Source organism: Methylobacterium sp. PvP105, from assembly GCF_017876975.1.
Classification (GTDB): domain Bacteria; phylum Pseudomonadota; class Alphaproteobacteria; order Rhizobiales; family Beijerinckiaceae; genus Methylobacterium; species Methylobacterium radiotolerans.
The window spans coordinates 2,764,334-2,789,819 of record NZ_JAGIPA010000001.1; the positions used below are offsets into that span (position 1 = coordinate 2,764,334).

Below are 25,486 nucleotides of genomic sequence, written 5' to 3' on the forward strand. Positions count from 1 at the left end.
TTGTCTGGCGGCTCCGGTCATTCAACCCACGGGTGTCGACCGGTGCAACGCCCGGCGGCGCGGGCGGCCGGACAGGCGGCGGATTCCGTCGCCCGATCCGGCGAAACAGCGTGAAAAAAGCCCGTCCCTGTCGCCGGGGCTGGTGACGCCGCGCCTCCGCGCGGGCATTGAGGCGGGAGAGCCCGGGAGACGCCCGCTTATGACGACCCCGACGACCGTCGCGACCACGCCCTTCCCCGACCAGAAGCCGGGCACCTCCGGCCTGCGCAAGAAGGTGCCCGTGTTCCGGCAGCCGAACTACGTCGAGAACTTCGTCCAGGCGATCTTCGACACCCTCCCCGACAAGGCCGGCGCCACCCTGGTTCTCGGCGGCGACGGCCGGTTCCTCAACCGCGAAGTGGTGCAGAAGACGCTGCGCCTCGCCGCCGGCAACGGGTTCGGCCGGGTCCTGGTCGGGCGCGGCGGCCTGCTCTCGACGCCCGCCGCCTCCTGCGTGATCCGGAAGGCCAAGGCGCTCGGCGGCATCGTCCTCTCGGCGAGCCACAATCCCGGCGGGCCGGAGGGCGATTTCGGCATCAAGTTCAACGCCGCCAACGGCGGCCCGGCGCCCGAGTCGGTCACAGACGCGATCTTCGCGCGCGCCAGGGCGATCACGGACTATCGCCTCGTCGAGGCTCCGGACCTCGACCTCGACACGCTCGGCGACACCCGCCTCGGTGCCATGACGGTCACGGTGATCGACCCGGTGGCCGACTACGCCGAACTGATGCGCACGCTGATCGACTTCGACGCGGTGTCGCGCCTGTTCGCCTCCGGCTTCCGCATGCGCTTCGACGCCATGAGCGCGGTGACCGGCCCCTACGCGACGGCGATCCTGGAGGGGATGCTCGGCGCCCCCGCAGGCACGGTGGTCAACGCCGTCCCGAAGGAGGATTTCGGCGGCCACCACCCGGACCCGAACCCGGTCCACTGCCACGACCTGTTCGACCTGATGCAGGGCCCGGACGCGCCGGATTTCGGCGCCGCCTCGGACGGCGACGGCGACCGCAACATGATCGTGGCGCCGGGCCTGTTCGTGACGCCGAGCGACAGCCTCGCGCTGCTCGCCGCCCACGCCCACCGGGCGCCGGGCTACGCGGGCGGGCTCGCGGGCGTCGCCCGGTCGATGCCCACGAGCCGCGCCGCCGACCGGGTCGCGGCCGCCCTCGGCATCGAGGCCTACGAGACCCCCACCGGCTGGAAGTTCTTCGGGAATCTCCTCGACGCGGGCCTCATCACCCTGTGCGGCGAGGAGAGCGCCGGCACCGGCTCGAACCACGTGCGCGAGAAGGACGGGCTCTGGGCGGTGCTGCTCTGGCTCAACATCCTGGCGGCCACCGGCGAGCGCGCCGACGCGCTGGTGCGGGCGCATTGGCGCACCTACGGGCGGGACTACTACGCCCGCCACGACTACGAGGAGGTGGATTCGGACGCCGCCAACGGCCTGATGGACGCGCTCCGCGGGAAGCTCGCCGGGCTGCCGGGCACGCGGATCGGCGAGCTCACGGTGTCGACGGCCGACGAGTTCGCCTACCGCGACCCGGTGGACGGCTCGCTCACCGAGCGCCAGGGCATCCGGATCGGCTTCGCCGAGGACGCGCGGGCGGTGTTCCGGCTCTCGGGCACCGGCACCGCCGGGGCGACGCTGCGGGTCTACCTGGAGCGCTACGAGAACGCGCCGGACCGGCTCGACTTGGCCGTTGCCGAAATGCTGGCCCCGGTCGCGGCCGCGGCCCGCGCGATCGCCGAGATCGCGCCGCGCACCGGCCGAGCCGAGCCGAGCGTGGTGACCTGAGGGAGCGGGGCGTCACGCCGCGAGGTCCTTCACCATGTGCACGGTGACGTCGTCGTCGCGGGTCCGGCCCGGTCCGTCGTAGAGCTCCTCCCGCTCCACCCGGTAGCCGAGCGCGCCGTAGAGGCGCAGGTTCGCCGTGTACTTCTTGTTGGTGTAGAGGCGCAGCCGCGCGAGCCCGGCCTCGGCCGCGACCGCGTCGGCCCGTCCCATCAGCCGGCTGCCGAAGCCCCGGCCCTGGAAGGCCGGGTGCACCGCGACGTTGACGACCAGCAGGTGATCGGCCTCGGCCCGCGTCTCGATCAGGCCGGCGAGATCCGGGCCGGCCAGCAGCAGGTCGAAGCGGTGGTCGCGCAAAGCCTGCGCGTAGTCCGCCTGCATGGGGATCGGCAGGCGGCCGATCACCGGGATCCACTTGGTGTAGGCCGCCTCCACCAGCGCCCGGACCGCCTCCGCGTCCGCCTGCGCACCGCGCCGGAGCGCGACTGACTCGTTCATCTGACCTCTCACGGTTGACCGCGGCGTCTCCGTCCCCTAAAGACCCGCCCGTCGATGGGGCCCCGCACGGGGCCCCGTCGCGTTTTCACGCGCACCCGTGGGCGGGATCCTCCCGCCCTGTCGTCCCGGACCGCGAAGGGCCGGGAAAAGGAGGGCGCGTTCCTCATTCTCGTCACGAGAGGACGCGGAAAATATGTCGAAGCGGATTCAGGCGAAGCACAAGCTCGACCGCCGCATGGGCCAGAACATCTGGGGCCGCCCGAAGAGCCCCGTCAACCGCCGCGAGTACGGCCCCGGCCAGCACGGCCAGCGCCGCAAGGGCAAGATGAGCGACTTCGGCACGCAGCTGCGCGCCAAGCAGAAGCTCAAGGGCTACTACGGCAACATCACCGAGAAGCAGTTCCGCCGCTACTACGCCGAGGCGATCCGCCTGCGCGGCGACTCGGGCGAGAACCTCGTCGGCCTGCTCGAGCGCCGCCTCGACGCCGTGGTCTACCGGGCGAAGTTCGTCGCCACCCCGTTCGCCGCGCGCCAGTTCGTCAACCACGGGCACGTCAAGGTGAACGGCGTCCGCGTCAACATCCCGAGCTACCAGGTGAAGGCCGGCGACCTGATCGAGGTCAAGGAATCGTCCCGCCAGCTCGAGATCGTCATCGTGGCGACCCAGCTCTCCGAGCGCGACGTGCCGGACTACATCGAGGCCGACCACGCCAAGATGACCGCCCGCGTCACCCGCATCCCCAGCCTGTCCGAGGTGCCCTACCCGGTGCAGATGGAGCCGAACCTCGTCATCGAGTTCTACTCCCGCTGATCCTGTCGCCCCGGCGACCGGTGGAGGGGCTGCCCGTTCGGGCGGCCCCTTCGCGTTTCGAGGGCCCCGGCCCGACCGCCGGCCACCGCCGGCCGGGGCGGGGGTCGGGTCTCAGCAGCCGTGGCAGATCGACCCCATCGTGTGGCGCATCTTGCTGTCCCAGGCCTTCGAGCGGGCCTCGGCGGCCTTCTGAGCCTTGATCATCTCGGCCTGGCTCACGGGCTGCGGCAGCCCGGTGGCCGCGGCGTTGCCCGGCGCCTTGGTCTGGCTCATGGGGGTCACCCGGCGGCCGCCCACGATGGGACCGGTCGGGGCGGCGGCCGGTCCGGGAGCCGCGCCCGGAGCCGGGCTCTGGGCCAGCGCCGGTGTCGCCCCGAGCAGGAGGCCGAGAAGCAGCGCGGGACGAAGAATTGCCATGGACCTGATCTCCCCGGCGGAGGATCCTGTGCCGGCCCCGCCTCATCTGGCGGCGATCCTATCCGATCACACCTTTAAAATCATGCCGACGGCAGATCTCCGGTGAGCGCCGGTCCGCCCCTGAACCGCCGGGAGGCCGTCGCCGCGGCCCTGGCCCGCCTCGCCCCGCGCCTGCCGGATTTCGAGGCGGAGGCCGCCCTCGACCGGGCGCTGGCGAGCCCCGGCCTGCGCCGCGCCGCCCCCGAGACGGCGGCCCGCCTCGCCCTCGTGAGCTACGCGCGCCACGTCTTCACCGATTACGACGAACTCCTGGCCGACGGCTACGACCGGGACAGCGCCCGGCACTTCGTCCTCGACGACCTGAACGCCGCGCTCGCCGCCTGGGGCGCCGCGCCGGTCCCCGAGGACGAGCCCGGCGAGCCCGAGGCCGATCCGCGCTGAGGTGGTCGCGCCGGGCTCCGCCATGCTGTAGGAGACCGGCCCGGGACCGCTCATGGAGATTGGCAGCAGACCATGAAGATCAGCGCGCGCAACGTTCTCAAGGGCACGGTCGTCTCGGTGGACAAGGGGGCGACCACCTCCCACGTGAGGATCGAGATCAGCCCCGGCCAAGTGGTCACCGCCTCGATCACCAACGAGGCCGTCGAGTCCCTCAAGCTCGTCGCCGGCGGTCCCGCCTACGCGGTGATCAAGGCCTCCGACGTCATGGTCGCCGTCGACTGACGACGCCCATCTACCACGCTCCGGGCTCCGGTGGGGGCCGGCCGCCTTCGCGCCGCCGCCGCCGCCGGATAGGATGAGTCCGGACAAGGAGTTCCGCGCGTGCAGAAGACCGTGCTCGGCATCGAGACCACCTGCGATGAGACCGCCGCCGCCGTGGTGTCGATCGACGAGGACGGTGTCGCTCAGATCCGCGCCAACGAGGTGCTCAGTCAGATCGCCGAGCACGCGGCCTACGGCGGCGTCGTGCCGGAGATCGCCGCCCGCGCCCATGTCGAGGTGCTCGACCGGCTGATCGCCCGCGCCCTCGACCGGGCCGGGACCGGCTTCCGGGACCTCGACGGCATCGCGGTGGCGGCCGGGCCGGGGCTGATCGGCGGCGTGCTGGTCGGCCTCGTCACCGCCAAGACCCTGGCGCTCGTGACCCGCAAGCCCCTGCTCGCCGTCAACCACCTCGAGGCCCACGCCCTCACGGCGCGGCTCACCGACGGCATCGCCTTCCCCTACCTGCTGCTCCTGGTCTCGGGCGGCCACACCCAGCTCGTGGCCGTGCGCGGCGTCGGCGACTACGTGCGCCTCGGCTCCACCGTCGACGACGCCATCGGCGAGGCCTTCGACAAGGTCGCCAAGCTCCTGGGCCTCGGCTATCCCGGCGGCCCCGAGGTCGAGCGCGCGGCCGAGGCCGGCGATCCCGAGCGCTTCGCCCTGCCCCGGCCGATGCTCGGCCGCCGCGAGGCCGACTTCTCCCTCTCGGGCCTCAAGACCGCCGTGCGGATCGAGGCCGAGCGGATCGCCCCGCTGGCCGAGCGCGACGTCGCCGATCTCTGCGCGAGCTTCCAGGCCGCCGTGGTCGACGTGGTGGTGGACCGCGCCCGGGTCGCCCTGCGCGCCTTCTCGGACGTGGCCGGACGGCCCACCGCCCTGGTGGCGGCCGGCGGCGTGGCGGCCAACGGTGCCGTCCGGCGGGCGCTGGCGTCCCTGGCCGGCGAGGCGGGCCTGAGCTTCGTGGCCCCGCCCCTGCCGCTCTGCGGCGACAACGGCGCGATGATCGCCTGGGCCGGGCTGGAGCGCCTGCGCCTCGGGCTGGTGGACGACCTCACCGCCCCGGCCCGGCCGCGCTGGCCGCTGGCGGCCGCCCCGGCCCGCGCGGCGGTCCCGGCCGGATGAGCGCGGCGGACCGGCGCGCCCACTGGCGGGACCTGGTGGAGCGCCGCCTGCCCGGGGCCGCCCGGCCGGGCTGGCCGGTGCGGCTCGACCATTGCTTCGCCCGCATCCTCCTGGACCACGCCTGCGGCGGCGCGTGGCGCGACCATGTCCGCCCGCCCGCCCACGCCACCATGCCCCTCGCGCAGCTGGAGCTGGCGATCGCGCTCGGCGAGGCGGTGCTCGCGGGTCGCGCGGATCTCGCCCTCCTCAACCGCCGCTCGCTCGCGTGGCGCGGCAAGATCGCCCTCGCGCCGGTGCCAGCGGCTCTCCGCGACGGCGACCTGACCCTGCGCCGCTGGCGCTCGGAGGACGCGGCGCCGTTCGCGGCGCTCAACGCCGACCCGGCGGTGATGGCCCACTTTCCGCGGACCCGGACCGCGACGGAGAGCGAGGCCGAGGCCGGCCTCCTCGACCGCCGCTTCGTGGCGGACGGGTTCGGCCCCTGGGCCCTGGAGCGCGCGGGCCGGTTCGTCGGCTTCGCCGGCGCGATGCGGATCCTGCGCCCCCTGCCCTTCCCGGGCGGTGACCGGCCCGGTTCGACGGTCGAGCTGGCCTGGCGCCTCGCGCGGGATTCGTGGGGCCTGGGGCTCGCCACGCGCGCCGCGCGGCTCGCCCGCGCCGACCTCGCCGGGCGCTGCGGGATCCGGGACGTCGTGGCCTTCACGGCGGCCGGCAACGGCCGCTCCCGCGCCGTGATGGAGCGCCTCGGCATGCGCTTGGCCGGGACATTCCCGCACCCGGCGGTGCCGGAAGGGCCGCTGCGCGACCACGTGCTCTACCGGCTGGACTGCGCGGACAGGGAGGAAGCGGCATGAGCGCCGAGACCCCGATCAACGTCGTCGGCGGCGGTGCCTGGGGCACGGCGCTGGCCAACGCCGCCGCCGGGGCCGGCCATCCCGTCACCCTCTGGCTGCGCGACGCCGGGGCCGCCGCCGCCCTCCAGGCCCAGCGGGAGAATCCGCGCTACCTGCCGGGCGTGCCCCTCCACCCGGCGATCCGGGCGACGGGCGAGGCCGCGGACCTCGCGGGTGCCCGGGCGACGCTCCTGGTCGTGCCCGCCCAGACCGTGCGCGGCGTGCTGGAATCCCTGCGCGGGCCCCTGGCGACGGCCGGGCCGGTCATCCTCTGCGCCAAGGGGATCGAGCGCGGCAGCGACAGCTTCATGAGCGCGGTGGCCGAGCAGGTCCTGCCGTCGGGAACGCCCGTGGCGGTCCTGTCCGGCCCGAGCTTCGCCATCGACGTCGCCCGCGGCCTGCCCACGGCCGTGACCCTGGCGGCGTCCGATGCCGGCCGCGCCGCCGCCCTGAGCGCCCTGCTGTCGGGACCGAGCTTCCGCCTCTACCACACCGACGACGTGCGCGGCGTCGAGATCGGCGGTGCCGGCAAGAACGTGCTCGCTATCGCCTGCGGGATCGTGGCCGGGCGCGGGCTCGGCGAGAGCGCCCGGGCGGCGCTGATCGCCCGGGCCTTCGCCGAGCTGATGCGCTTCGCGCGCCCCTTCGGCGGCCGGCCCGAGACCCTGATGGGGCTCTCCGGCCTCGGCGACCTCGTGCTCACCGCCTCCTCGCCGCAATCGCGCAACTTCGCCTTCGGCCAGCGCCTCGGCGCCGGGGCGAGCCCGGCCGAGGCCGCGGGCGGCAAGCTCGCCGAGGGGGCGTTCACGGCCGCGGCGCTCGCCGGGCTGGCCGCCGCCAAGGGCATCGAGATGCCGGTCGCGGCGGCCGTCGCCGCCATCGTGGCCGGCACGGCCAGCGTCGACGACGTGATCGCCGGCCTGCTGGCCCGGCCGCTGCGCGGGGAGACCGACTGAGCGCCTGCCCCGGTCCGCAGCCCCCTCACGCCGCCGAGGCCGCCGGCCCCGGCGGGACGCCGCGGGCGTCGCCGTGGGTGTGGGTCGAGAAGCGCGCGATCGGTGCCGGCCGGCCCAGCAGGTAGCCCTGGGCGAGGTGGCACTGCTCGTCGGCCAGGAAGGACAGCTCCTCGGCGGTCTCCACGCCCTCCGCCACCACGGCGAGCCCGAGGCCGCGTCCCAGCCCCAGGACGGAGCGCACGATCGCGGCTCCCTGCGGGTTGCTGTGGACCGCCTTGATGAACGAGCCGTCGATCTTGATCCGGTCGAACGGGAAGGAGCGCAGGTTCGACAGCGACGAGTAGCCGGTGCCGAAATCGTCCATGGCGATGTGCACGCCGAGCGCCTTGAGCTGGCGCAGGGTGAGGAGCGCCCGGGCCGGGTCCCGGATCAGCGCGGTCTCGGTGATCTCGATCTCCAGGCGCTCGGCCTTCAGGCCGGATTCGTACAGGGTGCCGTGGACGAACTGGACGAAGAGCGGATTGTGGAGCTGCACCGCCGAGACGTTGACGGCGATCGCCAGCGGGTTCGGCCAGCCGGCCGCCGCCCGGCAGGCTTCCCGCAGCACCCAGGCGCCGATCTCTAGGATCGCCCCGGTCTCCTCGGCGATCGGCACGAACACGGCCGGGGAGATGCTGCCCCGTTCGGGATGGCGCCAGCGCAGCAGCGCCTCGAAGCCCGTGATCGCGCCGGACTCGATCTGGGTCTGCGGCTGGTAGACGAGTTCCAGCTCGCCCTTCGCCACAGCGTGGCGGAGGTCGTGCTCGAGCTGGCGCCGGTCGCGGATCTGCGCGCCCATGCTGGCGTCGTAGCGCCGGCAGGTGCCGCGCCCCTCGTTCTTGGCCCGGTAGAGGGCGGCGTCGGCGTGGCTCAGCAGCGCGCGCTGGTCCGCGGCGTCGTCGGGATAGACCGCGATGCCGATGCTGGTGGCGATCACCGGGCCGGAGGCGGCCGGCACCGCCGCCAGGGTGGCGAGGATCCGCTCGGCCAGCCGCTCGGCGGATCCGTCCGCCTGCGGCGTCAGGATCGCGAACTCGTCGCCGCCGAGGCGCGCCATCAGCTGCCGGGGATCGAGCAGGCCGCCGACCCGGAGCGCGAGGTCGCGCAGCATCGCGTCGCCGGCCGCGTGGCCGAACAGGTCGTTGACCTCCTTGAAACGGTCGAGGTCGAGGCACAGCACCGCGAGCCGGCCGCCCAGGGCGTCGGCGGTGCGCATCTCGCGCTCGAGCCGCGCGTGGAAGCTCGTGCGGTTGGCGAGGCCGGTGAGCGCGTCGTGGTGGGCGAGATAGTGGATCTCGCTCTCGGCCCGGCGCCGGGCGCGCAGGTCGCGCACCGCCACGGCGTGGTGCGGCAGCCGCCCGTACTCGGCGACCGGGCGCATGATCACCTCGACCGGGATGGGGGCGCCCCCTGCCGGGACGAGCTCGGTTTCCAGGGGCTGGTCGGCCGTCCCGGTCCCGGACACGAGGTCCGGCAGGTAGGCTGTCAGGCTCCGGCCCGTCAGGAGGGCCGCCTCCAGGCCCGCGAGCCGGGCGAAGGCCTCGTTGGCGCTGACGATCTCGCCGCCGCGGCAGACGACGAGGCCCTCCACGGCCGCGTTGGCGAGGCTGCGCAGGCGCTCGCGCTCGAGATCGGCGCGGCGGCGCTCCCGCAGGTCGACCATCAGGGCGGCGCCGGCGAGCAGCAGGATGAAGCAGCTCGCCACCGCCACGGCCGCGGCGAGCCACCCGGTCCGGATCGCGCCGGTGGGGATCGCCACGGTGGGGTCGGGATGGAGGGTCACCGCGCCCATGCCGGTGAAGTGGTGGGCGCAGATCGCCAGGATCAGCAGCGCGACGCCGCCGTACCGACCCCGGACCGTGGTGGCCGACAGGCCGACCACCAGGGCGGCGGCGCCCAGACCCGCGCCGAGGGCGACCGAGACGACGACCAGCGCGGGATTCCAGACGAGGTGTCCCGCCACCTGATAGGCGGCCATGCCGGTGTAGTGCATCGTCGCGATGCCGCCGCCGACCACGGCGCCGCCGAGACCCGCCTGGATCGCCCGGCCGGACGCGGCCAGGGCGAAGCCGAGCCCCGTGATCGCGACGGCGTCCACGTAGGAGAGGAGCGTCAGCCCGACGCCGTAGCCCGAGGGCAGCCCCGGCTCGAAGGCGAGCATCGCCAGGAAATGCGTCGCCCAGATCCCCGATCCGCCGGCGGCGGCGGCCACCGCGAGCCAGACGTAGCGGCTGAATCCGCCGGCCCGGCCGGCATGGATGAGCAGCTCGATCGCGGTGGCGCTCGCCAGCGTGCAGACCAGGGCCGCGAGGGCCACCAGCCACAGGTTGTGTTCCCCGACGAAACAACCGACGACTGCGAGCATCTATGCAACCGAGAATTGGTAGTTGATGATTTGTACGGCTATTGGCATGCAGAATTTAATATTTACCCAAGAAATACGATAGAAGATCTGCGGCGTTTGACGCGGGTTCTGCTTGGCCGGCGGTGCCGCGCGCGGCCGGGGCCGGGCCGGCCTGTCCCGGAGGGCCGAAGCTGGGCTATGGCGGGGCGCGCCGCCCGACCGGGCGGTCCACTGGGACTTCAGCGATGGCGTACTGGCTGTTCAAATCCGAGCCCGCGACTTGGTCGTGGGATCAGCAGGTCGCGGCCGGGGAGGCCGGCACGTACTGGAACGGCGTGCGCAACCACCTCGCCAAGAAGCAGCTGATGGCCATGCAGGTCGGCGAGCGGGGCTTCTTCTACCACTCGAACGAGGGCAAGGCGGTGGTCGGCATCGTGGCGGTGATCCGCGCCTACTATCCCGACCACACGGACGAGACCGGCCGCTTCGGCATGGTCGACGTCAAGGCCGTGCGGGCGATGCCGAGCCCGGTGACGCTCGAGGCGATCAAGGCCGACCCGGCGCTCGCCGACATGGTGCTGGTCAACAATTCCCGCCTGTCGGTGCAGCCGGTAACCGAGGCCGAGTGGGCGCGGGTCTGCGCGCTCGGCGGTCTCGGCTGAGCCGCGGCGCGCCGCCCGACGGCCGGCTCAGGCCGCGCGGTTGAGGGGGCCGCGCACGGGCCCCATGAATTCCGGCTCGACATCGACCGGCGGCAGCGTGTCCATGACTCGGCTGGCCGGCAGGGTCACCACCACCTCGGTGCCCTCGCGGGGCTTGGAGGACAGCTGGAACTGCCCGCCGTGCAGCTCCACCAGCCCCTTCACGATCGGCAACCCCAGGCCGGAGCCCTGCTCGGCGGTCTTGATCGCGAGCGAGCCGCGCCCGAACGAGGACAGGACCGTGCCGAGCTCGTCCTCGGGGATGCCCGGGCCGCTGTCCTTCACCGACACGTACTGCCCGCCGGAGGCGGTCCAGCCGACCTTCAGCCAGATCTCGCCGCCCGGGGGCGTGAACTTCACGGCGTTCGACAGGAGGTTCAGGACGATCTGGCGCAGCGCCCGCTCGTCGGCCCAGAGCCGCGGCAGCGAGCCGTCGACGAGGTCGTGGAAGGTCTGGTTCTTCGCCTTGGCTCGCAGGCCCATCATGTGGCGGCACTCCTCGACCACGTGGGCGAGCTGCACCGGCTCCTCGTTGAGCTCGTAGCGCCCCGCCTCGATCCGCGACAGGTCGAGGATCTCGTTGATCAGGTTCAGGAGGTGCATCCCGCTGTCGTGGATGTCGTGCGAGTACTCGCGGTAGGACGGCGCCGTGTGGGTGCCGAACACCTCGTTCTTCATCACCTCCGAGAAGCCCAGGATGGCGTTGAGCGGCGTGCGCAGCTCGTGGCTCATCGTGGCCAGGAACCGCGACTTGGCGAGGTTGGCCTCCTCGGCCCGGCGGCGGGCCTCGTCCGAGTTGGCCTTGGCCTGCTCCAGCTCGCCGAACACCGCGTCCTTCTCGGCGCGGGAGCGCAGGGCGCCCACCGTCGAGGTGTAGAGGCGGCGGGACAGGCCGAGGAAGAAGACCTGCGCGCCGCCGGCCATCACCACCAGCATCAGCAGGTCCATCCCGCGGGAGAAGGCCGCGAGCGAGGCGGTGGCGAGGGCCAGCGGCACCAGGGCGGCGACGGCGGCGAGCGGCACCGTCGCGGCCAGCATGGTTGTGACCGCGGAGGCGATGACGAGGCCGAACAGCGCGAAGGTCCAGCCGCCGGTGGTGCCGAGCCCGATCATCGCGGCCCACGACAGGCTCTGCAGCACCTCGCCGACCAGGAAGCGGCGCCGCCAGCGGGCGAGCGGGATCGTCGCCGGGTCGGCGCGGAGGAAGCGCCGGCTCAACGTCGTGTTGAGCGTGATCATGAGGAAGACGCCGAGCGCCCAGGCCGCCGCCACCGGCGGCGCGATCCAGAAGGTCGCCGCCGCGGCCAGCGCCGCCGCGAACCCCGCCAGCGGGATGCCCGCCCCGGCCCGGTACTGGGCGTAGTGGCGCAGCAGCTCGTAGTCGAAGGCCCGCTCAAGTCCGGTCTGCGAGGTCAGCTTCTCGCGGGCCGAGCGGATCTCGCGGGCAACCCCGAGGCGGCGCGCCGCCTCCTCCGTCGAGGGGCCGCGACCGCGCTGGACCATCTCGACGGTGAGATCGGACATGCGCGTCTTGAAACTCGGCTCGAATGCGCGGACGGGCGGCGGTGGCTGGGAAGCACTCCGTGAGGATGGGGCGGATGTGTTAAGAAGCGGCTGCCGACATCCCTGCAATCTTAAGCATCGCGGGCTGTATCGAGACTGTCGTGCCGCCGGATCGGCGTGCGGTGCCGCACATCGTGTCCGGGCCCGCACTCGCTATCCTGGTGTGCAGGCCCGCTTGCCCGAGCGCGGCCGCACGCCGCGGTCCGGGGCGCCCGGACACGCGCGTCGAGAGAGGGTCGCCGACCATGCCGAATCTCACCGTCAACGGCGTCACGCACGCGATCGACGCCGATCCCGACATGCCCCTGCTCTGGGTGCTGCGCGACCGGCTCGACGCCACCGGCACCAAGTACGGCTGCGGCATCGCGCAGTGCGGCGCCTGCACGGTCCACCTCGACGGCCAGCCGGTCCGCGCCTGCCAGACGCGCCTGGGCGATGTCGGCACCGCGCAGGTCACCACCATCGAGGGCGTGTCGGGCCGGGTGGCCGAGGCCGTCCAGGCGGCCTGGCGCAAGCTCGACGTGGTCCAGTGCGGCTACTGCCAGTCCGGCCAGATCATGTCGGCCATCGGCCTGCTCTCGGGCAACGCCAAGCCGACCGACGCCGACATCGACGGCGCCATGGACGGCAACATCTGCCGCTGCGGCACGTATCAGCGCATCCGCGCGGCGATTCACGAAGCCGCGCGCAGCCTCGCCTGATCCGTCCCGGCGCCCACCTTCCCGCCCTCCCCCGCGGTCCCGACCGGAGCCTCGCCGCCATGCTGAACGCCCGTCGACCGAGCCCCCTGCCCGCCCGTCCCAGCCGCCGCGGCCTGCTGGCCGGCGCCGGCGCCCTCGTGGTCGCGTTCCGGCTCGACCCGAAACCCGCCCGCGCCGCGCCCGGCCCGAACCTCGCCGACGTGAAGGCGCAGCCCAACGCCTTCGTGCGGATCGGCGCCGACGACACCGTCACGGTGGTGATCAAGCACCTCGACATGGGCCAGGGGAACACGACCGGGCTCGCCACGATCCTGGCCGACGAGCTCGGCGCCGACTGGGCGAAGGTCCGCACGGAGTTCGCGCCCGCCGACGCGGCGCTCTACAACAACACCCTGATGGGCCCGATCCAGGGCACCGGCGGCTCGACCGCGGTGGCCAATTCGTGGTTCCAGCTGCGCAAGGCCGGCGCGGCCGCCCGCGAGATGCTGACGGCCGAGGCCGCCTTCCGCTGGAAGGTGCCGGTCGCCGAGATCACGGTCGCCGACCATCTCGTGCGCCACGCCCCGTCCGGCCGGCAGGCCCGGTTCGGGGAGCTCGCGGCCTCGGCGGCCTCCCTGCCGGTGCCGTCCGAGCCGCGGCTCAAGGACCCGAGCGAGTGGACGCTGATCGGCCAGAAGGTGCCGCGCCTCGATTCCGTCGCCAAGACGAACGGCACGGCGGTCTACTCCCTCGACATCCGCCGCCCGAACCAGGTCACGGCCGTCGTGGCCCGGGCGCCGCGCTTCGGCGCCACCGTGAAGAGCTTCGACGCCGCGGCCGCCCGGAAGGTCGCGGGCGTCCTCGACGTGGTGCAGGTGCCGACCGGCGTGGCGGTGATCGCCCGCGACACGTGGTCGGCCATGAAGGGCCGCGAGGCGCTGACCGTCGCCTGGGACGACAGCACCGCCGAGACCCGCTCGTCCGACGCGATCCTCGCCGAGTACCGCGAGCGGGCCAAGAGTCCCGGCCTCACCGCGTCCGAGCGCGGCGACCCGCAGGCGGCCCTGAAGGGCGCCGCCAAGGTCGTCGAGGCCGAGTTCACCTTCCCCTACCTCGCGCACGCGGCGATGGAGCCGCTCAACGCCACGATCGAGCGGGCGGCCGACGGCGGCTACGACGTCTACGCGGGCTTCCAGTTCCAGACCGTCGAGCAGGCCACCATGGCGGCGATCCTCGGGGTGACGCCCGACCGGGTCCGGCTGCACAGCAACTGGGCCGGCGGCTCCTTCGGCCGCCGGGCGACGCCCACCGCCGACTACCTCGCGGAGGCCGCGACCGTCCTCAAGGCGTCGGGCGAGAAGGCCCCCGTGCACCTCGTCTGGACCCGCGAGGACGACATGGCCGGCGGCTATTACCGCCCGACCGTGCTGCACAGGGTCCGGGCCGGCATCGACGGCAAGGGCGCGGTGGTCGGCTGGGACCACGTCATGGTCGGCAAGTCGATCATGATCGGCTCGCCCTTCGAGGCGATGATCGTGAAGAACGGCGTCGACTCGACCACCGTGGAGGGCGCCTCCGACACCGCCTACGCGCTGCCGGCCTACCGCTTCGGCGTCCATAACGGCCGCGAGGGCGTGCCGGTCCTGTGGTGGCGCTCGGTCGGCCACACCCACACGGCCCACGTGATGGAGGTGATGATCGACGAGCTGGCCCACGCCGCCAACGTCGATCCGGTAGCCTACCGGCTGTCCCTCCTGACCCAGGCGCCGCGGCTCTCCGGCGTGCTCAAGCTCGCCGCCGAGAAGGCCGGCTGGAGCGCCAAGCCGCAGGAGCAGGGGCGCGGCCTCGGGGTGGCGGTCCACGAATCCTTCGGCTCCTACGTCGCCATGGTGGCCGACGTCACGGCACGCGACGCCGCGATCCGCGTGAACCGGATCGTGGCGGCCGTGGATGTCGGCGTGCCGGTCAACCCGGACGTGATCCGCGCGCAGGTCGAGGGTGCGGTCGGCTTCGCCCTGTCGGCGGTGCTGCGGAACCGCATCACCCTCAAGGAGGGCCACGTGCAGGAGCACAATTTCGACGCCTACGAACCGACCCGGATGAGCGAGATGCCGAAGGTGGAGGTGCACATCGTGCCGAGCCAGGTGGCGCCCACCGGGATCGGCGAGCCGGGCGTACCCGTGCTCGGGCCGTCGATCGCCAACGCGGTCTTCGCCGCGACCGGCCGGCGCGTGCGCTCGCTGCCCCTCGACCTCTCGGGCGTGAAGGGCGCGTGAGGAAACGCACGTTCCGATCGCGCGCTTCGGCGTAGGACGGAGGGGCCTTCCCCCCAAGGCAAGAGACCCGACTGACGACGGCGCGGCGCGACACCGCGCCGTTTCTTTTTCGGGCGCCGCGACGCCATCTCTGGGGCATGCCCGCCTTCGACGACACCGCCGCGCGCCTGCGCGCCTGCCGCCTCTGCCGCGACAGCCCGCTCTACGGGCCGCCCCTGCCCCAGGAGCCCCGACCGATCGTCCAGGGTTCGGCCACGGCGCGCCTCTGTATCGCCAGCCAGGCGCCCGGCACCCGGGCCCACCGCACAGGACAGCCCTTCACCGACCCGTCCGGGGTGCGGCTGCGCGCCTGGCTCGGCCTCGACGAGGCGCGGTTCTACGATCCCGCCCGGGTGGCCATCGTGCCGATGGGGTCGTGCTTCCCCGGCCTCGACGCCAAGGGCGGCGACCGGCCGCCCCGCCGGGAATGCGCCGAGCGCTGGCGGGCGGAGCTCTTCTCCGGCCTGCCGGAGCTGGAGCTGATCCTGGTGATCGGCCAGTACGCGCAGGGCTGGCATCTCGGGCGGATGGAGGGCGGCCTCACCGGGACGGTGCGGCGCTGGCGGGAGATCCTGGCCGAGCCGCGCCGCCCCCGGGTCCTGCCCCTGCCCCACCCGTCCTGGCGCAACAACGGCTGGCTGAAGCGCGAGCCCTGGTTCGAGGCGGAGCTGCTGCCGGTGCTGCGCGCCGAGGTGGCGCGGGTGATGGCGGGGTGAGGGGCCGTGCCGGCATTGACGTCGCCGGCGTTCCGCGGGATCGCTGCCGCGACCCCCGAAGGACGCGCCGATGACCGAGATTGCCGACCCCCGCGACCGCCTGATCGTGGCCCTCGACCTGCCGAGCGTGCAGGCGGCCGAGGCGCTGATCGACCGGATCGGCGACGCCGCGACCTTCTACAAGATCGGCTACCAGCTCGGCTACGCGGGCGGCCTCGCCCTGGCCGAGCGGCTGGCGGCCCGCGGCCTCAAGGTCTTCCTCGACCTGAAGCTCCACGACATCGGCAACACCGTCGAGGAGGGCGTGCGCTCGGCCTCGGGCTCGGGCGCCACCTTCCTCACCGTCCACGCCTACCCGCAGACCATGCGGGCGGCGGTCCGCGGCCGGGGCGCGGGGCTCAGGATCCTCGCCGTGACGGTGCTCACCTCCTACGACGATGCCGACGCCGCGGAGGCCGGCTACGGCCTGCCGGTGGCGGAGCTCGTCGCCAAGCGCGCCGCCCAGGCCGCCGAGATCGGCATCGACGGCCTCGTCTGCTCGGCCGCCGAGGCGGGCTCGGTCCGTCGCATCGTCGGGCCGGACAGGCTGATCGTCACCCCGGGCATCCGCCCGGCGGGCGCCGAGGCCGGCGACCAGAAGCGGGTCATGACGCCGGGCGATGCCCGCAGGGCCGGGATCGACCACGTGGTGGTCGGCCGCCCGATCACCGGTGCCGCCGACCCCCGCGCGGTCACGCAGGCGATCGTGGCGGACCTCGCCTGACCCGGACAGGGATTGCCTTCGCGCGGGCCGGATCCACTTCGCTCCGCAGGGCAGGAGACGCAGCATGACGAAGGGCTACTGGATCGCGCGGGTCGATGTCCGCGACGCGGAGGCCTACAAGGATTACGTGGCGGCCAACGGCGCGGCCTTCGCCAAGTTCGGCGGCCGCTTCCTCGTGCGCGGCGGCGCCCACGCGGCGGTGATGGGCCCGGCCCGGTCCCGCAACGTGGTGATCGAGTTCCCGAGCTACGCCGACGCCCTCGCCTGCTGGAACTCCGACCTCTACCAAGCCGCCAAGGCCAAGCAGCGCGGCGGCGTCGAGGCCGAGATCCTGGTGATCGAGGGCTATGACGGCCCGCAGCCCAGCGCCTCCGAGCCGGCGCCGGAGGCGGGACCGGCCTCCGAGTAGCCCGCGGGGCAAGGGGCGGAACCCGAGAGGGGCGGCCCCGGCGCGCTACGACAGGGGCCTGCGCGGCGCGAGGCTCCGCAACAGGAACGCGGTCATCGCCGCCATGGGCGGCACCGGCTGAAGGGTGGAGCAGCCCACCAGCAGCGGGTGGGTGTAGCGGGCGATGGCGACGTGGATGCAGGCGGCCGCCTCGGCGGGATCGGCCGCCTCGAACTCGCCCCGCGCCACCCCGTCGCGGATGATCCGCTCGAACCCGGCGGTGATCCGGGCCACGTGGTGGCGGCAGACGTCCCAGCTCTCCGCCATCGCCGCCTCGATCATCTCGTGCAGGCGGGGAAACGTCTCGCAGCGCCGGGTGCAGTCGCGATGCAGGGCCTCGATCGCCGCCGCGAGGCGCGCGGCGGCGTCGAGGCCGGGCCGGTCGGCGATGCCGAGGATCACCGCCTCGCTCTCGCCGATCAGCCGCTCCAGCACCGCCTCGTTGATCGCCTTCTTCGACTCGAAGAAGCGGTAGACGTTGGCCGGGCTCATCTTCAGCGTCCGGGCGATGTCGGCCACGGTCGTCTTCTGGTAGCCGATCTCCCGGAAATACGCGTCCGCCGTCGCGAGGATGCGGCTCCGCGTGTCGGGCGCGCACTCCTCCGCGAGCGAGGGGATCGTAACTTCCAGGGACATGCGTCCTCACTAGGCCATGCGGAGGCGGAGCGTCAAAGACGCGAACCCAGATCGGGTTCCCCTGCGGCGGCTGCGCGCGCCCGGAACCGGCCCCGGCGACACCCATTGCCCAGGCACCCGGCCGCGACGGCGGCGCCAGCGAGAGATCCGCGATGAGCTTCACCGACACCCGTGCCCTGGTCACCGGGGCCGATTCCGGCATCGGGCAGGCGACCGCGGAGCTGCTCGCCCGCGCGGGCGCCGACGTCGCCATCACCTATCACAGCGACGCCGACGGCATCCGGGAGACCGCCGCGCGGGTCGAGGCCGCGGGCCGCCGGGCGCTGGTGCTCCAGCTCGATGTCGGCGACCCGGCGGCGGTCACGGCGGCCTTCGACCGCATCGGCAGCGAGTTCGGCACCCTCGACATCCTCGTGGCCAATGCCGGGCAGGCCATGAGCGGCATGCCGGTCGCCGAGATGGACGACGCGGTGCTGGAGCGGATCCTGCGGGTGAACCTCATGGGGCCGCTGTTCTGCGCCCGCCCCTTCATCCGGATGCGCCGGGCGCAGGGCGGGAACGGCAAGATCGTGTTCGTCTCCTCCGTGGCCCAGCACCTGCCGACGCCGGAGAGCGCCCCCTACGGCATGTCGAAGGCCGGGCTCGGCTCCCTCTGCCGGTCGCTGTCGCGGGAACTCGCGGAGGACCGGATCAACGTCAACAACGTCGCCCCGGGCCTGATCGAGACGCCGATGACCGCCGACCGGTTCGAGAAGCGGGAGGTTCTCGACGAGTCTCTGGAGCGGATCCCGTGGCACCGGGCCGGCCAGCCGGAGGAGATCGCCCGGGCGATCCTCTACCTCGCCTCGGACGACGCCGCCTACGTCACCGGCCACACCCTGGTGGTCGACGGTGGCCTGACGATGCAGTGGGGGGGCGCCTGAACGGGGCCGGAACGACGCGACGCGGCGCCGGGGTCACGCCCGGCGCCGCGTCGAGGGATCTGCGCTGTGTGGCGGGCCGGCGGCCGCGCTCTCAGGACCCGAACTGCGAGCCCAGGCGCTCGAGGTACTCGGCCAGATCGACGCCCCCGACACGCTTGCCGTAGTCGAAGCGCATGCCCTGACGGATGTCGACGCTGGCATCCCGCGTGGTCAGGGTGAAGGGACGGACGCAGACCCAGGCTCCGTCGCGGCGGTGCTCGAAGTAGCCGAGGATCTCGTGCTTGGCCATAACCTTTCCTCCGGAACCGTGTTCAGGAGCATAACGGTCGCGCCGGCCGCTGGTTCATGCGTTGCGACTGTTTTTCGCGTGCGCGAGCGCACGGATCGAGTGTTCGTGAACCGGGAAGGCCGGCGGCACCCGGCGGAGAACTCGCCTGAGCTTGGCCATTACAGGGCGAATGTTCGGGCCCGGCGGGCAGGCGGGCGGCCGGCTCAGTGCCAGCGGTCGAGGATCTCGGCGGTCGTCATCGTCTCGACCTGGTGGCCGTAGCGCATCCGGTACATCAGCAGGAGGGCGTCGTGCGCCTCGTCGCAGGAACTGCACAGGGCATCGGTGGCCAGCACGATCCGGTAGCCGAGATCGACCCCGCCGAGCACGGCGGCCAGCACGCAGACGTCGGTCTCGGCGCCCGTGACGATCAGGGTGTCAACGCCCCGCGCCTTCAGGCGCGCGTCCAGGCCGGTCTCCAGCCAGGGCGAGTAGACGGTCTTGTCGACGATCTCGGCGGGCGGAGCCAGCCGGGCCAAATCCGGGACGAGGTCGATCAGACCCGGGTCGAGGCGCTCCCGGGTCATGCCGGCCCAGCGCCGCGAGTAGGTCGCCCAGGTGCCGCGGCCCTCGCCCGGCCGGGCTGCCGGGATGAAGCGGGTGAAGACGGTCCGCTCCGGGTGCGCCGCCGCGAGGCGGCAGACCTGGGGCAGGACGCGGTTCATCCACGGCGTCTGCCAGTCGGTCGTCTCGGCGAACATGCGCTGCATGTCGACGCAGAGATGGACGCAGCCACGTCCCAGGGCTCCGCCGGGGGATCCCGGCTCCGGCCGGGGGCTGTCCGTCGATGGGCGGCTTCCGGTGTCCATGGGCGCGCGATCAGGCCGGTTCGACGTGGCTCGGGAAGGGGTGAAGGTGCGCGAGGGCGCCGTCCCCGCCCCGTCTCGGGGCGGGGACGGCGGGACCTCAGCGGTCGGCCTTGGCGCCGGACGTCGTCAGGGAGAGGTAGCGCTCGGTGGTCGGGCGGATCAGCTTGCGAACCGCCTCCGCCATGGCCTGCTCCTCCTTCAGCGACTGCTCGAACGCCGTCCGGTGGCCCTGCTGGCCGGCCGCGTCGCCGATGGTGAGCAGCGACTCGTAGGCGGCGATCTCGAAATTCTCGAAGGCGTGGTTGGCGTAGGTGTTCTTCAGGATCTCGTCCTGGGCCGGCGTGTGGCCCAGCGCCATCATGTTGCCGACGAAGCCGAGGAAGCCCTCCTTGAGGGTCGAGGGGCTGTCGCCCAGGCTCTGGAGCGCCTCCTCCAGCCGGTGGCGCTGCCCGTGCGTCTCCTCGATGTGGCGGCGCAGGGCCTGCTCCATCTCGGGGTAGCGTTCCAGGCGCTCGACCTGCCGCTCCATGATCTGCAGCGCCTGCATCTCCACAGCATGGGTGTTCTTCAGGGCCGTGACGTAGATCTCGCGGGCGTCCATGGTCATGGTGTTCACCTCTCAGTGGTTGCGAGCCCGGGGCTCTTTCAACCGGCAAACACGGGTGCCGCACGGCCAAGTTCCGGTCGGAAGGTCGCAGGCGCAGGGCCGCCCGGCCGCGCGGGCCTGGCCCGCCCCGTCACCGCACGGGGCGTGCGCCGGTCCCGAGCGGGACGGCACGGCGCCGGGACCCGGACGGGGCCGCGCGGGGTTCTGGTCCTGTGAGGCGCGCCCGGCATCCGGCCGGGGCGCGGTCTCGGACCTGGAGGATGGCGATGGACCAGGAGCGCGAACGCCCGAAGGAGCCGCCGCTCTCGGACGGCCCGAGCGCCCGCCCCCGCGACGAGACCATCGCCCAGACGGGGCCCGGCCTGCCGAACGATACCGGCCGGCCGGTGGAGGTCGACGAAGCCGAGGCGGCGCGCATCGAGCGGAAGATCCGCGAGCTCTAGCGGACGCCCCGCTCAGTGCAGGGCGCCGCTGCGCTCGGCGCGCTGGCGCTCCGCGAGCCGCTTGCCGGTCTCAAGGAGCAGCGTCTCGGCCAGCGCCACCAGGGCGGTGTCGCCGAGCGCCGAGACGGTGTTGTGCAGCGACAGGCAGAGGTCGGCGGTGCGGTTGAGCGCATCGTCGATCGTGACCCCGTCGCGCTCCGCGAAGGCCGCGCCGGCCGACTTGCTGTCCGAGATCTCGACGATCACGCCCCGTCCGGTGGTCGGCCGCCCGTCCGGGTCCAGGTAGAAGTGCCCGCGGGTGAACAGCCACCGCAGCCGCCCCTCCGGCGAGCAGACGCGGTACTCGGCCGTGTAGGAGCCGCCGGTCCGGACACAGTCCAGGATGACCTGCGAGATATGGGGCTGATCGTCCGGATGGACGGCCTTCAGGAGTTCGGCGAGGCTGACCCCGGCCCGCGACCGGGCCGGGCTGATGTTGAACAGCAGGGCGCTCACCGGATCAGCCCGCGCCTCGTCCCGGCGGATGTCCCACATCCAGAAGCCGACGCCGCCGGAGGCCTCGAGCGCCGCGAGGAGCGCCGCCTCGGATACGACGTCGTCCGCGTGGTCCATCCGAGACATCCCCGATCTCACCGCAGCCAGAGGCGATGCTGCACGACGCGTGTGATCCTGCGTAATTCGTTTTAGCGTAATATAAATGTTCGTAAAGATCTTGTATTCAAATATATGTGTTGTCTCTCCGTGTCCGGTTCGCCAGCCCTAGGCTTCCGCCAGAGTTGAGCGGAGGGCCGGAAGAGAATTTTCTTCTGCTTCGCGCGGCGACGGGCCGTCCCTTCCACTGGCCGGCACCTGATCTGCGCCGGCAGGAGCGGAGCCGGCGCCGTCCCCGACCCGGAGCGGATCGGGCGCGCCCTGGACATCCGCGCGAAGGCCGAGGGCGGTTCGTCAGCACATCAAATGAGGGCGACCGGCGCGCGGGCCGACGCGATCAAGGACGGGTTGGTTCTGCCGACCTCCACGTCCGCTGCCTGATGGGCCCCACATCTTGTCGGGACGCGGACGTGGATGCAGAGACCCGCGCGAGACGGCAGGCTCCGTCGATCCACAGAGCCTCCGCGCGGAACCATCCATCGCCGCGCCGTGAGAACGAATCCATCTGCCCCGGCGGACTGTGCAGTAATGGCGCAAATTGCGCCATCCCGTGCAGCTATTTATGCCGGTTAACGATTGCCGAATTGGGTTGTATAGGCTTAGATAGTGTTCTTGGTAGCGGATTTACCGGCTCTCAGGCGTCGTGCGGCGCGCGTCGGCAAGGTACGGTCCCATGAGCTACATGTTCAAGGCCCCCTCCGGACCGGTCGCGGGGGCGATTGCACGGCAGATCACGTCACGGGGCTACGCGGTTCTCGAGGACTACGTGAGCCCGGAGGACCTGCGTGTCGCGCAGGCTTTCGTCGCGCGGGCGGTCGCCGCGAAGGGCGGCGAGTACGCGGGTTTCGCCGGGACGAAGGATCTCGGCGGCACGTTCCTGGCCGCCCTGCCGGACGACCCGGCCTTCAACGCCCTGTGCCGCGGCATCTACGAGAGCGCCGTGGGACGGCCCGCGCCGGATGTCGGCTTCTACCAGATCCTGCGCTGCCTGGCGGGAGGGGGCGCCAGGACGCACTCGATGCGCTTCCAGTTCGACTCCTACGTGCTCACGGCCCTCATCCCCGTCACGATGCCGGACCACGGGTCCCCGGGGCGGCTGATCATCCACCCGAACACCCGCCCGCTGCGTCGGAGCTACCTCGTCAACCTCGTGGACAAGGTGCTGGTCGACAATCCGCTCGCGCAGACGCTCCTGACCCGCGCCTACGACCGCGGCAGCAACCGCGTGATCCGCCTGCCGCTGAAGCCGGGAAGCCTCTACTTCTTCTGGGGCTACCGCTCGCTGCACACGAACGAGCCCTGCGCGTCCGACGCGATCCGGGCCACCGCCCTGCTGCACTACGTCGATCCGCACGCGGACAGCCGGCTCAAGCAGGTGCTGCGGCGGCGCTAGTTTCTGCCCTTCCAGGGTACCAGCACGCGCTCCAGGGCCCGCATCCCGAGTTCGAACAGGCCGGCGAACAGGCCGATCACCAGGATGCCCATCAGCACCACGTCCGTGCGCAGGAAGTTGGAGGCGTTGAGGACGAGCTGCCCGAGCCCGGCCTGGGCCGCCACCATCTCGGCGGCCACCAGGGTGGTCCAGCCCACGCCCATGCCGATCCGCAGGCCGATCAGGATCTCCGGCAGCGCCGCCGGGAAGACCACGTGGCGCAGGACCTGCCAGCGGCTCGCCCCGAGGGCGCGCGCGGCGTTGATCTGGTCGAGCGAGGCGGAGCGCACCCCCGCCCGCGCGGCGAGCGCCACCGGGGCGAAGCAGGCGAGGAAGATCAGCAGCACCTTCGACAGCTCGCCGATCCCGAACCAGATGATCATCAGCGGCAGGTAGGCGAGCGGCGGCAGCGGCCGGTAGAACTCGATCGGCGGGTCGAGGATGCCCCGGGCGATCCGGCTCGTGCCCATGGCGAGCCCGGCCGGGATGCCGAACAGGGCGGCGAGCGCGAAGGCGCCGAGGACGCGCAGGAGGCTGTCGCCGATGTGGAGCCCGAGCGGGGCGCCGTCGATCTCCCCGCGCCAGGCCTGACCGAAGGCCGCCAGGACCGCTTCCGGCGGCGGCAGGAACAGCGGCTTCACCCAGCCGGCGCGGGTGGCGGCCAGCCAGAGGCCGAGGGCCGACAGCACGGTGACGGTGCTGACCGCCGGCACCAGGATCCCGCCGCGGCGGGATCCGAAGCGCGCCCGCGGGGCCGGCGCCGAGGCCGGGACCGCGTCCGGCGCGGCGCGGGACAGAGCGCTCATCGGACGGCCTCGGCCGCCGCGTCGGCGCCGCCGCGGATGCGCGCGAGCACGCGCTCGCGCACGGCGATGAAGGCGGGGTCCGACTTCACGGCCCGCGTGTCGCGGCCGGCGACCGCGGCCCGGGAGAAGGGCAGGTCCAGCGTCTCGACGATGCGGCCGGGCCGCGGGCTCATGATCACCAGCCGGGTGGCGAGGAACACCGCCTCCTCGACGTCGTGGGTGATGAAGAAGGCCATCTTGCCGGTCCGGTGCCAGATCTCGAGGATCAGCTCCTGGATCTGCTCGCGGGTGAAGGCGTCCAGCGCGCCGAGCGGCTCGTCCATCAGCAGGGCGCGCGGGTCTCCGGCGAGCGCCCGGGCGAGGCCGACCCGCTGCTGCATGCCGCCCGAGAGCTCGTGGACCTTCCGGTCGGCGCAGTCGGGCAGGCCCACGAGGTCGAGCATCGCCAGGGCGATCCGCCGCCGCTCGGCCCGGGGCACGCCCCGCATCTTCGGCCCGAAGGCCACGTTCTCGGCCACGTCCAGCCAGGGCATCAGGGCGTGGCGCTGGAACACCACGCCCCGCTCGGCCCCCGGCCCCCGGACCGGCACCCCGTCGAGGAGGATGCGGCCCTCGCTGGGCGCCAGGAACCCCGCGATCGCCGAGAGCAGGGTGGTCTTGCCGCAGCCCGAGGCGCCGAGCGCCACCACGAACTCCCCGGGCGCGATGGTCAGGTCGATCCCCGACAGCGCGGCGACCGCGTCGGCGCCCTGCCCGTAGCGGACGCTCAGGTTGCGGATCTCGATCATGGGCCCTCCGGTCCGGCGACAGGCTATTTCCGGGCCGCCTCGACGAACTCCGTCGTGACGAACCGGGCGTAGTCGGGCGCCAGCGCCTGCACGCGCCCCTGCGCCTTCAGGAACGCGGCGGTCTCGGTCAGGGCCTTGGCGGCGCCGCCCCCGAGCCAGGCCGGCGAGGCCTGCGCCTCCAGGGTCGGGAACCGGTAGGCCGCGAGGCTCGCCGGCACCTCCGCGGGGGCCGAGCCGGTGACCCGGGCCACCGCCGCCACCTCCGGCGCGTCGGCGCCCCAGGGCTTGGCGGCGTAGGCCGCGTCCTGGGCGGCGATCAGCCGGACGAGCGTCGCCAGGAAGTCGCGGTTCCGCGCCGCCCAGGCCCGGTCGACCACGAGTCCGTCGAAGGTCGCCTTGCCCCGGCGAGCGAGGTCGCCGGCCGAGACCACCACCGTGCCGGACTTCTTCACCCGGGCGAGCACCGGATCCCAGATAAAGGTCGCGTCGATGTCGCCGCGCTCCCAGGCGGCGGCGATCTCGGGCGGGCGCATGTTCAGGATCCGGACATCGGCCTGCGTCAGCCCGGCCTCCGCCAGGGCGGCGATCAGCTGGTAGTGGGCGGTCGACACGAACGGGACCGCGATCGTCTTGCCGCGCAGGTCGGCCACGCCCGTCACGCCGCTGCCGGCGCGGGCCACGAGCTGCTCGGCGTCGGCGATCTCGTCGAGGATCCAGAACAGCTGGATGTCGAGCCCCTGCGAGGCGGCCGCCGCGATCGGGCTCGACCCCGCCTCGCCGATCTGGACGCTGCCCGAGGCCATGGCGCGGATCACGTCGCCGCCGCCGCCGAACTTGCGCCAGTGGATCGTGTAACCGGTCGCCTTCTCGATCGCCCCGGAGGCCATCAGGGCGCGGAACGGCACCACCATGTCCTGGTGGGCGAAGGTGACCTCCCGGTCGGCCGCGCGGGCGGTGCCGGGGAGCGGCGCGCCGAGAACCAGGGTGGCCAGGGCGGCCAGCGCGACGGCGCGGCGGTGCGGACCGGCTGATGTCATGAGATGTCCCCTCTCCGGCCGGCCCGGCGCGGAGGCGACTCGGGCGGCCGGGGTCCAGGGTCGGCCAAGCTCGGCGTCGAAGGCAAGGGCCCGGGCGGCCGTTCCGGGCGCGCCACCCGCGCGCCCGCGGCCCGCGCTCCGGCCGGGCCGCGCCCGGGATCCGC

28 protein-coding genes are annotated in these 25,486 nt (G+C 73.1%); 16 read left to right on the forward strand and 12 right to left on the reverse strand.

The features are described 5' to 3' along the window. Nucleotides 1-199 precede the first annotated feature (199 nt). Nucleotides 200-1,834 (forward strand): alpha-D-glucose phosphate-specific phosphoglucomutase, encoded by a 1,635-nt coding sequence (locus J3A75_RS13115; protein ID WP_012318721.1) that lies wholly within the window; start codon nt 200-202, stop codon nt 1,832-1,834. Between the two features lie 12 nt (nt 1,835-1,846). On the opposite strand, the gene J3A75_RS13120 is transcribed toward J3A75_RS13115, so the two are convergent. Beyond that, on the reverse strand, nt 1,847-2,329 hold the full coding sequence (locus J3A75_RS13120; RefSeq protein WP_012318722.1) for a GNAT family N-acetyltransferase: 483 nt from the start codon (nt 2,327-2,329) through the stop codon (nt 1,847-1,849). Between the two features lie 193 nt (nt 2,330-2,522). On the opposite strand from J3A75_RS13120, the gene rpsD reads away from it, so the two are divergent. Next, entirely contained in the window at nt 2,523-3,140 is a 618-nt protein-coding gene (rpsD, locus tag J3A75_RS13125) for a 30S ribosomal protein S4 (RefSeq protein ID WP_010686187.1), read from the forward strand. Between the two features lie 111 nt (nt 3,141-3,251). Here rpsD and J3A75_RS13130 read toward each other — a convergent pair whose 3' ends face one another. Further along, the gene (locus tag J3A75_RS13130) at nt 3,252-3,557 is read right to left on the reverse strand and encodes a hypothetical protein (protein WP_012318723.1); all 306 of its coding nucleotides are present in this window, start codon (nt 3,555-3,557) and stop codon (nt 3,252-3,254) included. Between the two features lie 102 nt (nt 3,558-3,659). Between J3A75_RS13130 and J3A75_RS13135 the strand changes: the two genes are divergently transcribed. The 5 genes from J3A75_RS13135 to J3A75_RS13155 all read left to right on the forward strand — a co-directional run bounded on the left by J3A75_RS13135 (nt 3,660) and on the right by J3A75_RS13155 (nt 7,293). Further along, the gene (locus J3A75_RS13135; protein WP_012318724.1) at nt 3,660-3,998 is read left to right on the forward strand and encodes a DUF2293 domain-containing protein; all 339 of its coding nucleotides are present in this window, start codon (nt 3,660-3,662) and stop codon (nt 3,996-3,998) included. Between the two features lie 72 nt (nt 3,999-4,070). Further along, nucleotides 4,071-4,280, forward strand: a complete 210-nt coding sequence (locus J3A75_RS13140) for a molybdopterin-binding protein (protein ID WP_012318725.1) — start codon at nt 4,071-4,073, stop codon at nt 4,278-4,280. A 99-nt stretch (nt 4,281-4,379) separates the two neighbouring features. Beyond that, nucleotides 4,380-5,444, forward strand: coding sequence for a tRNA (adenosine(37)-N6)-threonylcarbamoyltransferase complex transferase subunit TsaD (gene tsaD, locus J3A75_RS13145; RefSeq protein WP_012318726.1), 1,065 nt, complete (start codon nt 4,380-4,382; stop codon nt 5,442-5,444). Next, complete coding sequence (locus tag J3A75_RS13150) at nt 5,441-6,298, forward strand: GNAT family N-acetyltransferase (RefSeq protein ID WP_012318727.1); 858 nt, start codon at nt 5,441-5,443, stop codon at nt 6,296-6,298. Before tsaD ends, J3A75_RS13150 begins: the two co-directional genes overlap by 4 nt. Next, nucleotides 6,295-7,293, forward strand: a complete 999-nt coding sequence (locus J3A75_RS13155; RefSeq protein ID WP_209650276.1) for an NAD(P)H-dependent glycerol-3-phosphate dehydrogenase — start codon at nt 6,295-6,297, stop codon at nt 7,291-7,293. Before J3A75_RS13150 ends, J3A75_RS13155 begins: the two co-directional genes overlap by 4 nt. A 25-nt stretch (nt 7,294-7,318) precedes the next feature. Here J3A75_RS13155 and J3A75_RS13160 read toward each other — a convergent pair whose 3' ends face one another. After that, nucleotides 7,319-9,697 carry an EAL domain-containing protein gene (locus tag J3A75_RS13160; protein ID WP_024830382.1) on the reverse strand — a complete coding sequence of 793 codons (2,379 nt, stop codon included), beginning with the start codon at nt 9,695-9,697 and terminating at the stop codon, nt 7,319-7,321. Nucleotides 9,698-9,921: 224 nt separating this feature from the next. Between J3A75_RS13160 and J3A75_RS13165 the strand changes: the two genes are divergently transcribed. Then, complete coding sequence (locus tag J3A75_RS13165) at nt 9,922-10,338, forward strand: EVE domain-containing protein (protein WP_012318730.1); 417 nt, start codon at nt 9,922-9,924, stop codon at nt 10,336-10,338. A gap of 27 nt (nt 10,339-10,365) precedes the next feature. On the opposite strand, the gene J3A75_RS13170 is transcribed toward J3A75_RS13165, so the two are convergent. Further along, the gene (locus J3A75_RS13170; RefSeq protein WP_070999283.1) at nt 10,366-11,901 is read right to left on the reverse strand and encodes a sensor histidine kinase; all 1,536 of its coding nucleotides are present in this window, start codon (nt 11,899-11,901) and stop codon (nt 10,366-10,368) included. 284 nt (nt 11,902-12,185) lie between these two features. Here J3A75_RS13170 and J3A75_RS13175 point away from each other — a divergent pair, with 284 nt between their 5' ends. From J3A75_RS13175 to J3A75_RS13195, 5 genes are all read left to right on the forward strand, one after another. Continuing rightward, nucleotides 12,186-12,641, forward strand: a complete 456-nt coding sequence (locus J3A75_RS13175) for a (2Fe-2S)-binding protein (RefSeq protein ID WP_012318732.1) — start codon at nt 12,186-12,188, stop codon at nt 12,639-12,641. Between the two features lie 59 nt (nt 12,642-12,700). Next, nucleotides 12,701-14,896: a xanthine dehydrogenase family protein molybdopterin-binding subunit gene (locus tag J3A75_RS13180; RefSeq protein ID WP_012318733.1), complete on the forward strand. Its 2,196-nt coding sequence runs from the start codon at nt 12,701-12,703 to the stop codon at nt 14,894-14,896. 137 nt (nt 14,897-15,033) lie between these two features. Further along, a complete protein-coding gene (locus J3A75_RS13185) occupies nt 15,034-15,651 on the forward strand; it encodes a uracil-DNA glycosylase family protein (RefSeq protein ID WP_012318734.1) in 618 nt (205 codons plus the stop codon). A 70-nt stretch (nt 15,652-15,721) separates the two neighbouring features. Next, a complete protein-coding gene (gene pyrF / locus J3A75_RS13190; protein ID WP_029361122.1) occupies nt 15,722-16,414 on the forward strand; it encodes an orotidine-5'-phosphate decarboxylase in 693 nt (230 codons plus the stop codon). A 64-nt stretch (nt 16,415-16,478) separates the two neighbouring features. Then, complete coding sequence (locus tag J3A75_RS13195) at nt 16,479-16,823, forward strand: DUF1330 domain-containing protein (RefSeq protein WP_029361121.1); 345 nt, start codon at nt 16,479-16,481, stop codon at nt 16,821-16,823. Nucleotides 16,824-16,868: 45 nt separating this feature from the next. Here the strand turns inward: J3A75_RS13195 and J3A75_RS13200 are convergent, their stop codons facing one another. Beyond that, the gene (locus J3A75_RS13200) at nt 16,869-17,498 is read right to left on the reverse strand and encodes a TetR/AcrR family transcriptional regulator (RefSeq protein WP_012318737.1); all 630 of its coding nucleotides are present in this window, start codon (nt 17,496-17,498) and stop codon (nt 16,869-16,871) included. Between the two features lie 152 nt (nt 17,499-17,650). Here J3A75_RS13200 and J3A75_RS13205 point away from each other — a divergent pair, with 152 nt between their 5' ends. Continuing rightward, nucleotides 17,651-18,421, forward strand: coding sequence for an SDR family NAD(P)-dependent oxidoreductase (locus tag J3A75_RS13205; RefSeq protein WP_209650277.1), 771 nt, complete (start codon nt 17,651-17,653; stop codon nt 18,419-18,421). 91 nt (nt 18,422-18,512) lie between these two features. Here J3A75_RS13205 and J3A75_RS13210 read toward each other — a convergent pair whose 3' ends face one another. The 3 genes from J3A75_RS13210 to J3A75_RS13220 form a co-directional block, all read right to left on the reverse strand. Next, on the reverse strand, nt 18,513-18,710 hold the full coding sequence (locus tag J3A75_RS13210) for a hypothetical protein (RefSeq protein ID WP_012318739.1): 198 nt from the start codon (nt 18,708-18,710) through the stop codon (nt 18,513-18,515). A 203-nt stretch (nt 18,711-18,913) separates the two neighbouring features. Then, entirely contained in the window at nt 18,914-19,558 is a 645-nt protein-coding gene (locus J3A75_RS13215; protein WP_083743835.1) for a cysteine hydrolase family protein, read from the reverse strand. A 97-nt stretch (nt 19,559-19,655) separates the two neighbouring features. Continuing rightward, a complete protein-coding gene (locus tag J3A75_RS13220) occupies nt 19,656-20,165 on the reverse strand; it encodes a ferritin-like domain-containing protein (protein ID WP_012318741.1) in 510 nt (169 codons plus the stop codon). Nucleotides 20,166-20,431: 266 nt separating this feature from the next. Here J3A75_RS13220 and J3A75_RS13225 point away from each other — a divergent pair, with 266 nt between their 5' ends. Then, entirely contained in the window at nt 20,432-20,608 is a 177-nt protein-coding gene (locus J3A75_RS13225; protein ID WP_012318742.1) for a hypothetical protein, read from the forward strand. A 12-nt stretch (nt 20,609-20,620) separates the two neighbouring features. Here the strand turns inward: J3A75_RS13225 and J3A75_RS13230 are convergent, their stop codons facing one another. After that, on the reverse strand, nt 20,621-21,220 hold the full coding sequence (locus tag J3A75_RS13230; protein WP_024830378.1) for a PAS domain-containing protein: 600 nt from the start codon (nt 21,218-21,220) through the stop codon (nt 20,621-20,623). Between the two features lie 712 nt (nt 21,221-21,932). Here J3A75_RS13230 and J3A75_RS13235 point away from each other — a divergent pair. Next, on the forward strand, nt 21,933-22,652 hold the full coding sequence (locus tag J3A75_RS13235) for a hypothetical protein (RefSeq protein WP_209650278.1): 720 nt from the start codon (nt 21,933-21,935) through the stop codon (nt 22,650-22,652). Here J3A75_RS13235 and J3A75_RS13240 read toward each other — a convergent pair. The 3 genes from J3A75_RS13240 to tauA are packed head-to-tail and all read right to left on the reverse strand — an operon-like array spanning nt 22,649 to nt 25,322. After that, nucleotides 22,649-23,497, reverse strand: coding sequence for an ABC transporter permease subunit (locus J3A75_RS13240; RefSeq protein WP_070999290.1), 849 nt, complete (start codon nt 23,495-23,497; stop codon nt 22,649-22,651). The genes J3A75_RS13235 and J3A75_RS13240 overlap by 4 nt on opposite strands. Next, the gene (locus J3A75_RS13245) at nt 23,494-24,285 is read right to left on the reverse strand and encodes a taurine ABC transporter ATP-binding protein (protein ID WP_012318746.1); all 792 of its coding nucleotides are present in this window, start codon (nt 24,283-24,285) and stop codon (nt 23,494-23,496) included. Before J3A75_RS13245 ends, J3A75_RS13240 begins: the two co-directional genes overlap by 4 nt. A gap of 23 nt (nt 24,286-24,308) precedes the next feature. Further along, nucleotides 24,309-25,322 (reverse strand): taurine ABC transporter substrate-binding protein, encoded by a 1,014-nt coding sequence (tauA, locus tag J3A75_RS13250; protein WP_012318747.1) that lies wholly within the window; start codon nt 25,320-25,322, stop codon nt 24,309-24,311. Nucleotides 25,323-25,486 lie beyond the last annotated feature (164 nt).